This window comes from Ralstonia sp. NFACC01, assembly GCF_900115545.1.
GTDB classification, from domain to species: Bacteria; Pseudomonadota; Gammaproteobacteria; order Burkholderiales; family Burkholderiaceae; genus Ralstonia; species Ralstonia mojiangensis.
Genome location: NZ_FOWV01000011.1, coordinates 22,219 through 36,921, shown reverse-complemented (window position 1 = coordinate 36,921; position 14,703 = coordinate 22,219). Strand labels below are relative to the sequence as shown.

The 14,703-nt window shown below is 63.5% G+C and carries 11 protein-coding genes and 1 riboswitch; of the genes, 7 read left to right on the top strand and 4 right to left on the bottom strand.

Annotated elements, in window-relative coordinates; genetic code table 11:
• Positions 1-14: 14 nt before the first annotated feature.
• Complete coding sequence (locus BM136_RS22550; RefSeq protein WP_092975974.1) at positions 15-1,763, bottom strand: PHA/PHB synthase family protein; 1,749 nt, start codon at positions 1,761-1,763, stop codon at positions 15-17.
• 529 nt (positions 1,764-2,292) lie between these two features.
• Here BM136_RS22550 and BM136_RS22545 point away from each other — a divergent pair.
• Both BM136_RS22545 and dbpA read left to right on the top strand, forming a co-directional pair.
• Positions 2,293-2,478 (top strand): hypothetical protein, encoded by a 186-nt coding sequence (locus tag BM136_RS22545; protein ID WP_092975971.1) that lies wholly within the window; start codon positions 2,293-2,295, stop codon positions 2,476-2,478.
• Positions 2,479-2,492: 14 nt separating this feature from the next.
• Complete coding sequence (gene dbpA / locus BM136_RS22540) at positions 2,493-3,890, top strand: ATP-dependent RNA helicase DbpA (protein ID WP_092976137.1); 1,398 nt, start codon at positions 2,493-2,495, stop codon at positions 3,888-3,890.
• A 49-nt stretch (positions 3,891-3,939) separates the two neighbouring features.
• Here the strand turns inward: dbpA and chrA are convergent, their stop codons facing one another.
• A complete protein-coding gene (chrA, locus tag BM136_RS22535) occupies positions 3,940-5,175 on the bottom strand; it encodes a chromate efflux transporter (RefSeq protein WP_092975968.1) in 1,236 nt (411 codons plus the stop codon).
• A 124-nt stretch (positions 5,176-5,299) separates the two neighbouring features.
• Between chrA and BM136_RS22530 the strand changes: the two genes are divergently transcribed.
• The 3 genes from BM136_RS22530 (at position 5,300) to BM136_RS22520 (ending at position 9,063) form a co-directional block, all read left to right on the top strand.
• Positions 5,300-6,682, top strand: a complete 1,383-nt coding sequence (locus BM136_RS22530) for an ethanolamine ammonia-lyase subunit EutB (RefSeq protein WP_092976134.1) — start codon at positions 5,300-5,302, stop codon at positions 6,680-6,682.
• A gap of 20 nt (positions 6,683-6,702) precedes the next feature.
• On the top strand, positions 6,703-7,494 hold the full coding sequence (gene eutC / locus BM136_RS22525; protein ID WP_092975965.1) for an ethanolamine ammonia-lyase subunit EutC: 792 nt from the start codon (positions 6,703-6,705) through the stop codon (positions 7,492-7,494).
• 64 nt (positions 7,495-7,558) lie between these two features.
• Positions 7,559-7,664, top strand: a riboswitch (glycine riboswitch).
• 145 nt (positions 7,665-7,809) lie between these two features.
• Complete coding sequence (locus BM136_RS22520) at positions 7,810-9,063, top strand: D-amino acid dehydrogenase (protein WP_092975962.1); 1,254 nt, start codon at positions 7,810-7,812, stop codon at positions 9,061-9,063.
• 67 nt (positions 9,064-9,130) lie between these two features.
• On the opposite strand, the gene BM136_RS22515 is transcribed toward BM136_RS22520, so the two are convergent.
• On the bottom strand, positions 9,131-10,195 hold the full coding sequence (locus BM136_RS22515) for a porin (RefSeq protein ID WP_092975959.1): 1,065 nt from the start codon (positions 10,193-10,195) through the stop codon (positions 9,131-9,133).
• 120 nt (positions 10,196-10,315) lie between these two features.
• Entirely contained in the window at positions 10,316-12,202 is a 1,887-nt protein-coding gene (locus BM136_RS22510) for a bifunctional sugar phosphate isomerase/epimerase/4-hydroxyphenylpyruvate dioxygenase family protein (protein ID WP_092975956.1), read from the bottom strand.
• A gap of 137 nt (positions 12,203-12,339) precedes the next feature.
• Here BM136_RS22510 and BM136_RS22505 point away from each other — a divergent pair, with 137 nt between their 5' ends.
• Positions 12,340-13,107, top strand: coding sequence for an IclR family transcriptional regulator domain-containing protein (locus BM136_RS22505; protein ID WP_092975953.1), 768 nt, complete (start codon positions 12,340-12,342; stop codon positions 13,105-13,107).
• A 205-nt stretch (positions 13,108-13,312) separates the two neighbouring features.
• Entirely contained in the window at positions 13,313-14,698 is a 1,386-nt protein-coding gene (locus BM136_RS22500; RefSeq protein ID WP_092975950.1) for an MFS transporter, read from the top strand.
• Positions 14,699-14,703: the final 5 nt, after the last annotated feature.

The following is a 14,703-nucleotide window of genomic DNA, read 5'->3' as shown; positions in this document are numbered from 1 at the left end:
TTCTGCACACGCATTTATTTCTCCAGAACGTAGGCGCCCGGCGCGTCCGCCAGTGGCGGCAGTGCCGGGGCGCCCATCTTCGGTGGCTTCACCGGTGCGGGGCCCGATGCATGCGCGATCAGCCATGCATGCCACGCCGGCCACCACGAACCGTCGGTAATGGGTGCCGATGCCAACCAATCATCCGGCGCCACTGATACCTCGCCGACGTTACGTGTCTGCATCTGGAACCGCCGATGCGAGTTGGCCGGCGGGCTGACAATGCCGGCGTTGTGGCCGCCGGTGGTCAATACGAACGTCAGCTCCGCCTCGGTCAGGTGATGCAGCTTGTGGACCGAGCGCCATGGCGCTACGTGGTCGGTCAACGTGCCCACCACGAAGATGGGCAGGTCGATGTCGTTGAGGGCCACCGGCTTTCCGTTGACGAGGTAGCGGCCCTCGCTCAGGTCGTCATTCAGGAACAGATGCCGGAGATACTGGCTGTGCATCCGCGCGGGCATGCGCGTGGCATCGGCGTTCCAGGCCATCAGATCGTTCATCGGTGCGCGGTCGCCCAGCAGGTATTCACCCACGACACGTGACCACAGCAAGTCGTACGAGCGCAGCATCTGGAAGGCTCCGGCCATCTGGCTGGCGCGTAGATAGCCGGTTTGTTCCATCTGCGCTTCCAACAGACTGACCTGTGCCTCGTCGATGAACAGGCCGAGTTCGCCCGGCTCGCAAAAGTCTGTCTGCGCGGCAAAGAGCGTCATGGATGCCAACCGTGCATCGCCATCGCGCGCCATGGCAGCCGCTGCAATGGCCAATAACGTGCCGCCAAGGCAGTAACCGGTGGCGTGGACGCGCTGGCCCGGCACGATGGCATTGACGGCATCGAGCGCGGCAAAGACACCGAGCTTGAGGTAATCGTCCATGTCGAGGGCGCGATCAGCCTCGTCGGGGTTTTTCCAGGAGATGCAGAACACCGTATGGCCCTGCTCTACCAGATAACGGATCAGCGAGTTCTGCGGTGACAGATCCAGGATGTAGTACTTCATGATCCATGCCGGCACGATCAGGATGGGCTCGGCTTGGACCTTGCTCGTGGCCGGCGCGTACTGGATCAGCTCGATCAGGCGGTTGCGCAGGACCACCTTGCCGGGCGTGATTGCCACGTCGTGGCCCACCATAAAACGTTCGGTGCCGGCGGCCGGCGCGCCGCTCATGGAGCGCTCCAGATCGTCAAGCGCATTGAGTGCGCCGCGCACGAGATTGGTACCGTGCTGTTCAAAGGTCCGACGCAGGACAATGGGGTTGGTTGCCAGTTGGTTGCCCGGCGACATCATGTCGAGCCATTGACGCGCAGCAAAGGCAACGACGTCCTCGTGATGCTTGGCGACACCCCAGACGCCGCGCGTGGCCGCCTCCCACCATTGTTCCGTCAACAGGAAAGACTGGTGCAGCACGTTGAACGGCCACAAACGCCACTCGTCAGCCAAGAAACGTCGGTCATGGGCCGGCGGCTGGACGCAAAGACACACGTCCTGCGGGCCGGACGCCAAGCAGTTCCGGATGTAAGCCTCGAGTTGCTCAGCCTGCGTCAGTGCCAAGCGGAACAGATCCAGACACTTGCCTGGCGAAACAGCCAGATGCAGTGCCCAATCCATCAATGCCAGTTGCATTGATGCAAGCGACAGCGAATTCGATGTACGCGCAAGGGCGGCGTGAAACGGCAGATCAATCAGCTCTGCAGTTGGTGAAGACGGCACGGGGGCGGTGCGCATGGTTGGGGGCGTCAAACGATTGCGGATATGCAACCCATTAGATGCCAGCGGCTGCGGGCCGGACTTGACGCACCTCAAACCAAGACAAGAGTGCGGACTCTACGTAATTTCAAAGAAATGACATCTGCGGTTGGCTGCCAGTCGTTGCAGAGCCTTGGCCCGCGACTTACGGGCCTAAATGGGTGTGTTAGAGTCCGGCGGGGAAAACGTGACGATCTGCAAGATCAGCCCCATATCTGCATCGATCTCAGCGTTGTACCCGCGAATCTGTTGCACCAACAGGATGCATTGGGCGCTTGGCGTGGGCGTCGCCCGAAAAACGACATCGCGCAGAGGCCAACCCCACGAGACGAGATGCAATCCCCACCTCTCGGGCCCAATCAGGTAAAGGCCGCGCAATCTTCCAGGAATGGCGCGGCAAAGCCATTTGTGATTGATGTATTGATCTAGATTTACATAGGCGCACACGCGGCGCCGGTCTACCTGCCTCGTTATCGAGACGCAACGAAAAATCCATTCAGAGAAAACCGTGTTCACTTGCATCAACCAGAGCTGCGGCACGCAGTGGGAACTGTCCGATGTCGTCATCAAGGACGAGGGCCAAGGGCTGCTGTTCCGTTGTGCGCTATGCGGCGCCCGCAACTATGTCGAACGCTTCGAGGCTGACGACGGCACCGTCGTCTACGAACAACTCGAAGGCAAGCCGTCCAAGTGAATCAGCGCAACAACATGACCATTGAACCGACCGCCACGCCCTTCAGCACCCTAGCGCTCGCCCCGGCCGTGCTCGCGAATCTGGCGCAGCTTGGCTACACCGACATGACGCCGATCCAGGCTGCAAGCCTGCCCATCGCGCTGGCTGGCCACGACCTGATTGCGCAGGCAAAGACGGGTAGCGGCAAAACCGCAGCGTTTGCGCTGGCCCTGCTCGCACGGCTTGACGCGCGCAGCTTCGACGTGCAGGCGATGGTTCTCTGCCCGACGCGCGAGCTTGCCGATCAGGTGGCACAGGAGATCCGCCGCCTGGCACGCGCTGAAGAAAACGTGAAGGTCTTGACGCTCTGCGGCGGCACGCCGATGCGTCCGCAGGCGGCAAGCCTTGAGCATGGCGCGCATGTCATCGTCGGCACGCCGGGGCGCATCATGGACCATCTGGAGCGCGGCAATCTCGCGCTCGGCGCGCTGAAAACGCTCGTGCTTGACGAAGCAGACCGCATGCTCGACATGGGCTTCTTCGATGACATCGCGACGGTCGTGCGCCAATGCCCGGCCGATCGCCAGACGCTGCTGTTCTCGGCAACGTACCCGGAAGGTATTGCGAAGCTGAGTCAGCGCATTCTGCGCAATCCGAAGGAAGTAAAACTCGAAGAGCGCCACGACGACAGCAAGATTCGCCAGCGCTTCTACGAGGTGACGGACAACAAGCGGTTGCATGCGGTCGGGCTGCTGCTCAAGCACTATCGGCCTGTGAGCACGCTCGCCTTCTGCAACACGAAGCAGCAATGCCGTGACCTGCTCGACGTGTTGCGCGCGGAGGGCATCCACGCGCTGGCGCTGCATGGCGAACTCGAGCAGCGTGAGCGCGATCAGGTATTGATTCAGTTCGCGAACCGCAGTTGCTCGGTGCTCGTCGCGACCGACGTTGCCGCGCGCGGGCTCGACATCGCACAGCTCGAAGCGGTGATCAACGTTGACGTGACGCCCGACCCCGAAGTACACGTGCATCGCATTGGCCGCACGGGCCGCGCCGACGAGAACGGCTGGGCGTTGAGCCTCGCGAGCATGGACGAGATGGGCCGTGTCGGCAACATCGAACAGGCGCTCGGGCGCGAGGTCGAATGGCACCAGCTCGACGAGCTTGATACCGGCAATGACGCTCCGCTGCTGCCGCCAATGGAAACGCTGCAGATTCTCGGCGGACGCAAAGAGAAGATCCGACCCGGCGATGTGCTCGGTGCTCTGACAGGCGACGCCGGCTTTCGGGGCGACCAGATCGGCAAGATCAACGTGACCGAGTTCTCGACCTACGTCGCGGTCGAGCGCGGCATCGCGCGCGAGGCGCTGCGCAAGCTCAATGCCGGCACGCTGAAGGGCAAGAAGGTCAGGGTTCGGCTGATGGATGAATGACCGCCTGCCCCGCGCAGCGACTGATTGCTGCGCGTAGGGAGAGCGCGATTCAACCCAGCGCGGCTGCGGCAACGCCCGCCGCTGCACAAAACGCCACCACAATCAGCGGTGGCGTTTTCCATCGCGTCAGCAGCAGGAACGCAATCGCCGCGACGACAAAATCGCTCCATGACCGCACGGCGCTCGTCCAGACCGGCGTGTAAAGGGCAAATGCCAGCAATCCAACCACTGCGGCATTCACACCCGCCAACAGCGCCGCCATGGAAGGACGCGCGCGCAACGCTTGCCAGTAAGGCAACGCCGCGATGACCAGCAGCAGGCCCGGCAGAAAGATGCCCACCGTAGCAAGCGCAGCACCGGCCCAATGATTGAGCCCCGGCGCGATCGTCCAGCCGAGGAAAGCGGCGAAGGTGAATAACGGCCCGGGCACCGCCTGCGCGGCACCGTAGCCTGCCAGAAAATCGTTCGACGCGACCCAACCAGTCGCCACTGTCTGCTGCTCCAGCAGGGGCAGCACGACGTGCCCGCCCCCAAATACCAACGCGCCTGACCGATAGAACGCGTCGAACACTTTCGCGGGCATCCATGGATGAAGGTTTGCCACAACCGGAAGCCCGAACAACAGGGTGCAGAACAGCACCAGGCTGACGCTGCTGGCAGCGTGAGACACGCGAAATGCGGTTCCCTGCCCGGCCCTCGGCCCCTCACTCACCGGACGCGACAATCGGCATAACAACAAGCCCAGCACGGCGCCGAGCACGATCACGACCAGTTGCGCGTAAACGGTCGCCAACGCGCTGAGCACGGCAATGCTGACCAGCGCGATACCTGCGCGCTGCCAGTCAGGACAGAGCTTGCGCGCCATATCCCACACGGCCTGCGCCACCACCGCAACGGCAACCAGCTTCAAACCGTGGATCAGCCCCGCGCCAATCGGGCCGCTGAGGCTCGGCGCGAGCATCGCAAAGACCAGCAGCAACAAGACGGAAGGCAGCGTAAAGCCGCACCATGCCGCCAACCCGCCACGCCATCCCGCCCGGAGCAGCCCGACGGAGAATCCCACCTGGCTGCTGGCAGGCCCGGGCAGAAACTGGCATAGGCCAACGAGGTCTGTGAACGTTGCGTCGTCCAGCCAGCGGCGGCGCTCTACGAACTCGCGCCGGAAGTAGCCGATATGCGCGACAGGGCCGCCGAAACTGGTGAGGCCCAGCTTGAGAAAGACCGCCAGCACTTCCATGGCAGAGCCCGCTTGGTGCAGGCGGGACGGTGTGGCGGATGCGGTCATTTACGGGCGAGATCGACGTTTGGGAAACGCGTATTAGAACATTGCCGCCGTGACATAGAAGGCAACTAAAGTGGCAGGATAGGCATTGCCGTCACCGTCATTGGACGCTTCCGCGTATCCCATCATGCACTTCGCTCAGACCATTGGCGTGCAACGCCATGTGTTCAACGATCTCAAGACGCTCCTGGCCAAAGCCAGCCCGGCGCGCTCGGGCGACTATCTGGCGGGTCTGGCCGCGGCCAGCGAGGGCGAACGCATGGCCGCGCGCATGGCGTTGGCGGATGTGCCGCTGTCGGTATTTCTCAACGAAGCGCTGGTGCCTTATGAAGACGACGAGGTCACGCGCCTGATTCTTGACCGGCATGACGCGCAGGCCTTCCAGCCGATTGCCTCGCTCACGGTGGGCGAGTTTCGCAACTGGCTGCTCCTGCATGAGACGGACAGCCAGACACTGGCAAGCGTCGCGCCTGGTATCACGCCCGAAATGGCTGCCGCGGTCAGCAAGCTGATGCGCAATCAGGATCTGATTTCCGTGGCCCGCAAGTGCCGCGTGGTCACACGCTTTCGCAACACCATCGGCTTGCCCGGCCGGTTGTCGGTCCGGCTGCAACCCAACCACCCGACGGACGACCCCAAAGGTATTGCCGCATCGATCATCGATGGCCTGCTCTATGGCTGCGGCGACGCGACCATCGGCATCAACCCTGCGGGCGATAACCTCGGCGCCATCGTCTCGCTGCTGCAATTGGTTGACGAACTGCGCAACCGCTACGCCATTCCCACGCAGTCGTGCGTGCTGACCCACGTGACGAACACACTGCGCGCCATTGACCAGGGCGCGCCGGTGGACCTGGTGTTTCAGTCCGTGGCCGGCAGCGAGCAGGCCAACGCGGGATTCGGCATCAGCCTTGCCTTGCTGGCAGAAGCGCATGACGCCGCGCAGGGCCTGGCGCGCGGCACGGTCGGCAACAACGTGATGTATTTCGAGACCGGCCAGGGCAGCGCGTTGTCGGCCAATGCGCATCACGGCGTCGATCAGCAAACCATGGAGGCGCGTGCCTATGCGGTGGCGCGGGCGTTCTCGCCGTTGCTGGTCAACACGGTGGTCGGTTTTATCGGTCCGGAGTATCTCTACGACGGCAAGCAGATCATCCGCGCCGGATTGGAAGATCACTTCTGCGGCAAGCTGATGGGCCTGCCGATGGGCTGCGACGTCTGCTACACCAACCACGCCGAAGCCGATCAGGACGACATGGATACGCTGCTCACCCTGTTTGGCGTGGCGGGCATCCACTTCATCATGGGCGTGCCGGGCGCCGACGACATCATGCTCAATTACCAGAGCACATCGTTTCATGACGCACTCTATCTGCGCGACACGCTGGGCCTGCGGCCGGCGCCGGAGTTTGAGGCGTGGCTGCAAAGCATGGGTATTGTCGACGCCGCTGGGCGCCTGCAAGACGCCACGGCGCGGCAGCCGCTGCTGCAGTTGGCCCATGCGCTGTGAACCCCGTTGGATATCCGCACATGCCGAAACACACGCTCGTTCAGCCGAATTCGTGGACACACCTGCGTGCCTTTACCGACGCACGCATTGCGTTGGGTCGGGCCGGCAACAGCCAGACGACCGACGCCGTGCTCGCGTTTGGCGTGGCGCACGCCCAGGCGCGCGATGCCGTGCATTTGCCGCTCAATCGTGCAGCTTTAGCGGTCGCGCTTGGGCAGGCGGGCTTCACGGCCCTGGCGGTGCACAGCGCGGCAGCCGATCGGGCCCAGTATCTGCGCCGCCCCGATCTCGGCCGCCGGCTTGACGAAGCCAGCCGCGCAGAACTCGGCGCGCTGCGGCCAGCGGAGCCATTCGACGTTGTCTTCGTGATTGCCGATGGGCTCTCCGCATTGGCCGTGCAAAGCCATGCCGTGCCGCTGCTATGCAGCGTGCGTGAGCGTCTGCCGGCCGGCTGGTCGATCGGGCCGGTCGCCATCGCCGAGCAATCCCGGGTTGCGCTGGGGGATGAGATCGGTGCGTTGCTTCGCGCACGACAGGTCGTAATGCTGATCGGTGAGCGGCCGGGGTTGAGTTCGCCTGACAGCCTAGGCATTTACCTGACCTACGCGCCGCGCGTTGGCCGGTCCGATGCTGAGCGCAATTGCATCTCGAATGTGCGGCCGGCAGGCTTGGCCTATGACCAGGCAGCGAGCCGACTGGTGTTCCTGCTCAACGGCGCAGTGGCGCTCGGCCGCAGCGGCGTGGACTTGAAAGACGACACGCCCTCCGTCGCTCCGGGTACAGCCCGACTTGCCGAACGTCACAACCCATGACACACTCCCTCCCGCTGCCCACACCGGCAGCACGCAGGCGCGGCTGACGCACCAACGACAGCTGCAACACGCCGCAGGAGAGACCGGGCTCAACGCACACACGCGCAACGCCCGGCGCCGATGGAGCAACCACCCCGGAAACTCTCAGGCAAAAGGACTGTGGCGTCGACTGCGAATCTGGAGAGAGGCGTGTACGCGTGCGCCCACCGAAGGGGAAGGCGCCACCACTGCTGGCGCCCAAGCTCTCAGGTCCCAAGACAGATGGGGTGAGCCGACCGGATCGTCCGGTCATGACATCACTCCATAGGGACCGCCATGACGCACATCGTCATCGTCGGCGCCGGCATATCCGGCGTCACCACTGCTTACACGCTCTCGCAACTCGGCTATCAGGTCACGGTGCTCGACCGCCACTTGTATCCGGCCATGGAAACCTCGTTCGCCAACGGCGGGCAGCTTTCCGCCAGCAACGCTGAAGTCTGGAACAGCACCGGCACGCTGCTCAAGGGCATCAAATGGATGCTGCGCAACGACGCCCCGCTCCTGCTCAATCCCAAGCCGTCCTGGCATAAGTATTCGTGGATCGGCGAGTTCGTGGCCAGCATCGCGCACTACCGCCGCAACACCATCGAGACCACACGCATGGCCATCGAGGCACGCAAGCATCTGTTTGCGATGGCCGAACGGGAGCAGATTGATTTTGATCTGCAGAAGCGCGGCATTCTGCACGTCTATCACGACAAGGCGAGCTTTGCGGCCGCAGGCAAGGCCAACGCCCTGCTCATCGCCGGGGGGCTTGAGCGCCACGCCGTGAGCCCGGAAGACATTGCCGCCATCGAGCCCACACTGCGGGGCAACTACTACGGCGGTTATTTCACCGAGTCCGACGCCACCGGCGACATCCACAAGTTCACGCGCGGCCTCGCGCAGGCCTGCGAAAAGCGCGGCGTGCGCTTCATGCACGGCGTGGACGTGCGCGATGTGCAAACCACAGAGCACGGCGTTCGTCTCCTGCTGCAAACCACGCTGGATGACCGCCTTTCCACCAGCGAGGCGAACGTCGTGCAGGACCTTGCCGCCGACGCGATGGTCGTCTGCGCGGGCGTGGGCAGCCGGCATATCGCACAAATGGTTGGCGATCGCATCAACGTGTATCCGGTCAAGGGGTATTCCATCACGGTGCACCTGGACGACGAAGCCAGCGTGCAAGGCGCGCCATGGGTCAGCCTGCTCGATGAGAGCGCGAAGATTGTGACCAGCCGACTTGGCACCGGCCGCTTCCGCGTGGCCGGCACGGCGGAGTTCAACGGTTACAACCGTGATATCCGTGCGGATCGCATCGAGCCCCTGGTGGCCTGGACGCGCCGCAACTTCGCGATTGGTACGTCGCGCGTGGTGCCGTGGGCCGGCTTGCGTCCGATGATGCCGGACATGATGCCGCGCGTCGGCCGCGGGCGGCATGGGCGCGTGTTCTACAACACCGGCCATGGGCACCTGGGCTGGACGCTTTCCGGCGCCACCGCCGCGATGTTGGGCGACGTGATCGCGCGAGATTGCCCGGTGCATTGATCGCAGCATGAAAAAAGCCCGCCAGTGTCCCGGCGGGCTTTTTTCATTGTGAGAACGATCCCAGCGATCAGAACTTGTGCCGCACGCCCAGCATGACGCCCAGGCGCGAGTTGTTGCCATACGTGTTGCCCGAGTTGTTGAACGCCGCCGCGCTGTTCAGTGCAACCCACGCGCCCTGCAGGCGGGTGTAGTCAACTTCGGCGTAGACGTCGGTGCGTTTGCTGAAGGCGTAGTCGAGCATGCCGGCGGTGGTCAGGCGCTTGCCGCTGGCATCCAGGTGCTTCATCCAGTCGTACTGCACGGTGCCGATGAAACTCAGTGCGCCGGAGAGCGGCACCTTCGCGCCCACATAGGCGGCCTGGTTCTTGTAGTCGGCCACGTCGAGGCGGCTGTTTGTATAGCCCAGGTACCACGTGGCAATCGAGGTATCGAGCTTGCCGCCAAAGCCCCAGACCGTCTGCTTGCTGGCCTGCGCGGCCGGCACCGCGCCGAAGAACGCTGATGACACATCGCGCGTGACTTGGTACACCGCGCCCACTTCAGCCGAGCCCATGCTGTAGACGATCGAGCCGGCGCCGGCCGAACTCTTGCTGAAGCTGCCCGCAGCCTCGCCAAAGGTCCAGGCGCCCGCAAGCTGCAGCCCGCCGAACGACTTGATGTATTTGACCGTGTTGTCGTAGCGCAGGCCGGTGTAGTTGCCGCCCTGATAGCCAACGATGGAGTTGTTGGCAAACGCCATCGCCTCGTACGAAGACAAGACCTCGTGCGCCAGCGTGTATTGCCGACCGAGGTAAAGCTTGCCGTAGTCGCCTTCCAGGCCGACCACCGCGGTGCGTCCGAACAGGCGCCCGCCCTGCTGGCTGCCGCCGGTATCGGGGAAGAAGCCCGATTCCAGGATGAACATGGCCTTGGTGCCACCGCCCAGATCTTCCGTGCCGCGCAGTCCCCATCGGCTGCCGGTCAGCACACCGTCCATCATCTGCAGATTGCTGTTGCCCGCTGCGTTTTCGTGCGTGCTGTAGCGGATGGTGGTGTCGATCAGCCCGTAGAGCGTGACGCCGCCGGCGGTTTGCGCTGCCGCTGGCAGGCTCGTGGCTCCGAGCACCAGTGCGGCAATCATTGTCTTGTTCATGGCTCCCTTGTCTCCTCTTTGTGTGATGGGTATGAGTGTGCGACGGCCGCACGTGCAGCCGTGGTGTTGCGTAGATAGCGCCCACGGCCGCACAACCGTGAGTGCAAAAATTCTCGTGTCTCAGTGGTCAGCCGAAGTGGTGGCGCCGCGGCTCAGTTGTGCCTGCACAGCCATGCGCACGGCAGCATTTGCTGCGCCGTAGCCGAGGTAGCCGTTGCGCTGGACAAGCTCGAAGAAGAAGCGCTCGCGAAAGGGTTCGGTGTAGGCGTGCAGAAAATCGCCGTGCGGGTCGCGGTCGTAGAGAAGACCATCGTCGTGCAGGCGGTTGAGCAATGCGTCATCCAGCCCAAGTCGGGCGGCAACGTCGTCGTAATAGTTCTCGGGAACGTGCTGCAGGCGGGCCGCGCCACGGTCGATGGCCTCGATGGTCTCGAACAGTCGCTCAGTACGGAATGCAATGTGATGCACCCCCGAGCCCGCGTAGGCGGTGATGAACCTGCCCGTGGCCGTGCGCCCGCTTTCCGATACGTTGAGTGGAATCCGCACGTTGCGGTCCGGACTCACCATCGCCCGGCTTTTCACGAGGCCGTACGGGTCGGCAATCTCCTGTACGGCTTCGGCGTGCATGCCGAAGATGGCCCGGTAGAACAGCACGAAGCTGTCGAGCCTGTGCGCGGGCAGCGCCTGCGCAACGTGGTCGATCGATGCCCACCCGGCTGCATCGTCTTGCACGTCTGGATGCAAGACAAAATCGCTTTCGTAGATGCTGCGATCGGCCTCACGATCGTCGATCAGATAGAGCAGCGTGCCATCGGGCGCGCGCAGCGCGGGAATGCTGCGCTCAGTCGGCCCCACGGGCCCGCGCCATTCCTGGGCGCATAACTCACGTGCGCGTGCCATGGCGCGCTCGGCATCGTCTACTTTCAGGCCGATCGCACAGACAGACGGCCCGTGCAACTGGAAGTGTTCCGACGCTGCGCTGTCCTGCTCCATATTCAAGATCACGTTGACGCCGCCCTGCCGATACAGGTCAACCGCCTTGGAGCGATGGTGCCCCGCAAGGATGAAACCCAGCGCACGCAGGCGCGTTTCAAGTTCCCGTCCTGCCGCAGCATCCACGGCAAACTCCAGGAAATCCACGCCTCCAAATTGCGCTGGCGCCGGCAGTTCCGCACCACCAGCTTCGGACTCCAGCCAGCGCAGCGAACGCATGCCGTCCAGCGCCGTTAGTCGTGCGGGCGCAGAGCGGAATTCGTCATTGAAGACCTCAAGCGACAACGGCCCGGTATAGCCCGCAGCAAGCAGGTCGCGCGCAAACTCCGTCACAGCAAGGTCACCCTGCCCCGGGAAGTTACGGTGATGCCGGCTCCAGGACAGTACGTCCATCGACAATTTCGGGGCGTCTGCAAATTGCACAAAGAAGAGCTTGTCCGCCGGCACATCGTGGAGGCCATCCAGCGAGTCGCCCAGCGAGAGCGTGTGGAAGCTGTCGAGAATCAGCCCCAACGCCGGGTGGTCAGCCTGTCGCACGATCTGCCACGCCTGCCGCCAGGTCCGCGTATGCCGCGCCCAGGCCAGCGCCTCATACCCCACGCGCAGCCCGCGCCGTGCCGCCGCTTCTGCCATCTGGCGCAGATCGTCTGCCGCGAGCGCCGGATCGTCGATAGCGATGTCCTGCACGTTGCTGCAGACGAGTACCATCTCGACGCCCAGCTCGGCCATCACGTCAAACTTGCGCTCGGCCCGCGCCAAGTTTCGCGCGAACAACTCTCGCGGCATGGCTTCGAAATCGCGGAACGGCTGATACAGCATGATCGCCAGCCCTAGGTCTGCCGCCATTTGCCGCACGCGCGCCGGCGATCCATCGAAATTCAGCAAATCGTTCTCGAAGATCTCAACACCGTCAAAGCCTGCGGCGGCGGCGGCCTCCAGCTTTTCAGGCAGCGTGCCGGACAGGCACACCGTGGCGATGCATTTGGGGCGACGTGCTGGGTGAAGCGAGTTCATGGCGATACGGTGGTCGGGCGTCAAGCAATGCCCGCAGCGTAGGAGCCCCCCCACATGCCGACAAGCGGCATTCGCGCAACAGCGTTCGATGATCGTACAATCGTGCGCACATATCGCTCGTTTTTAGGGTTATCGCCATGACGAAGGAATCGCTCGACAGGCGCGACTGGATCGCCGGATTGGAAAAAGGGCTCGCCATCCTGGAGGCGTTCGACCACGAGCACCCCCGGCTGACGCCCACCCAGGCCGCCGAGTTGACCGGCCTCACCCGCACAGCCGCGCGCCGCTACCTCCTGACGCTCGAACACCTCGGCTACCTCACCAGTGAAGGCACGCTGTTCAGCCTGACGCCGCGCGTGCTGAAGGTGGGCTGGTCGTACTTCGATTCAGCACGTCTGCCGCGCACGGTACAGCCCTTCCTGCAGCAGGTGACCGCCGCCGTGGGCGAGGTGGCGTACCTCAGCGTGCTGGATGATTGGGAGCTCGTCTTCATCTCGCGCACCAGCACCAGCCGGGTCATGAGTACCGGATTCGTGCTGGGTGCGCGCGTGCCGGCGCCGCTCGCCTCGGCCGGCGTGATGATGCTGGCCGCGCAACCCGAGCAGAAGGTCAAGGCATGGCTGGAAACCTGTGTGCTGACGCCCTATACGCCTTACACGATCCTGCAGCGGGACCGCCTGTTCGATGAAATCCGCAAGGCTGGTCGGCAGGACTACGCCGTGGTCGAACAGCAATTGCAGATTGGCGTGCGCGGTGTGGCGGTACCGCTGCGGGATCGACACGGCAACGTGATCGCCGCACTGAGCGTGAACATGCAGGTCGGTGAAGAAACCACGGAGCACGCTTTGCAGCGGGTGCTGCAGGTGCTGCAGGACACCGCGCTTTCGATCATGCGTGTGCTGTAGCGCCTTCCGCCCCGGGAGATAGACAGACTCGGAGAAACCCTCGGGTCGTACGTTATTCGCACCATTCCGTGCGATTATCGAACGTTTTCAATCCACAGTCGCTTGTGCCCCGCCATGGCGGCGGACTACGCTGCGTTGCGTGTACAGACGGTCCTTCATCGAACGAATCGCACGATAGACCGCACAGATAAAACCGGAGACAACCATGACCGCAGCCCCTGCCCACGAGCCCCTGGGCAAGCACCAGTCGAAGAAAGCCGCCGCCAGCGGCTGGATCGGCTCGGCGCTCGAGTACTACGACTTCTTTATCTACGCCACCGCCGCGGCGCTGATCTTTCCACAGATATTCTTCCCCAAGGGCGACCCGAAGACGGCCATCATCGCCTCACTGGCCACATATGGCGTGGGTTATATCGCACGGCCGATCGGTGCGTTCGTGCTGGGCCATCTGGGCGACACGCACGGGCGCAAGAACGTGCTGCTCTGGTGCATGTTCCTCATGGGTTTTTCGACGATTGCCGTGGGCCTGTTGCCGACGTACGACCAAGTTGGGCTGTTGGCGCCCACGTTGCTGGTCATCATGCGGCTCATCCAGGGTTTTGCCGTGGCCGGTGAAATTTCGGGCGCCAGTTCCATGATCCTGGAGCACGCCCCATTTGGCCGGCGCGGGTTCTTCGCGAGCTTTACGCTGCAAGGCGTGCAGGCCGGGCAGATCCTGGCCGCTGCCGTGTTTCTGCCGCTGGCGCACTACATGCCCGCCGACCAGTTCAACGCCTGGGGCTGGCGCATTCCGTTCGTTCTGAGCTTCGTCGTCATCATCGCCGGCTACGTCATCCGCCGCGAAGTGCACGAAACCCCCGCTTTTACCGCTGAGCAACAGCAGCAAGGCCGCCCACGCTCGCCCGTGATCGACGCCTTCAAATACAGCACGCCAGACATGCTGCGCGTGGTCTGCATGGCGCTGATGAACGTGATTCCGGTGGTGGCGACCATCTTTGGCGCCGCCTATGCGGTGCAGCCGGCTTACGGCATCGGCTTTGCCAAAGACATCTACCTGTGGATTCCGGTGGTGGGCAACATCGTTGCCGTGCTGGTCATTCCGTATGTTGGCGACCTGTCCGACCGCATCGGCCGCAAGCCACCGATCGTGATCGGTTCGCTGCTCGCCGGGGCGCTTGCTTTTGCCTACCTGTACGCCATCAGCATCAAGAACGTGCCGCTTGCCTTCGTCATCTCGATTCTGATGTGGGGCGTGGTCTACCAAGGCTACAACGCGGTGTTCCCGAGCTTCTATCCGGAGTTGTTCCCGACGCGCACCCGTGTGTCGGCCATGGCGATTTCGCAGAACATCGGTACCGCCATCACTGCCATGCTGCCGGCCCTCTTCACCGCCGTGGCGCCGCCAGGAGCCACCAACATCTGGCTGACCGTGGGCGCCATTGCCTTTGGCGTCACGGTGATTGCCGCCGTGGCCGCCATGACCGCACGCGAGACCTACCGCATCCATATGGACGACCTGGGCAAGCCAGCCGCCCAACCCGTCGACAAGGCTGAATATGCCCGCCAGCGGGCCGGAGCCTTGGCCGCCTGAAACCC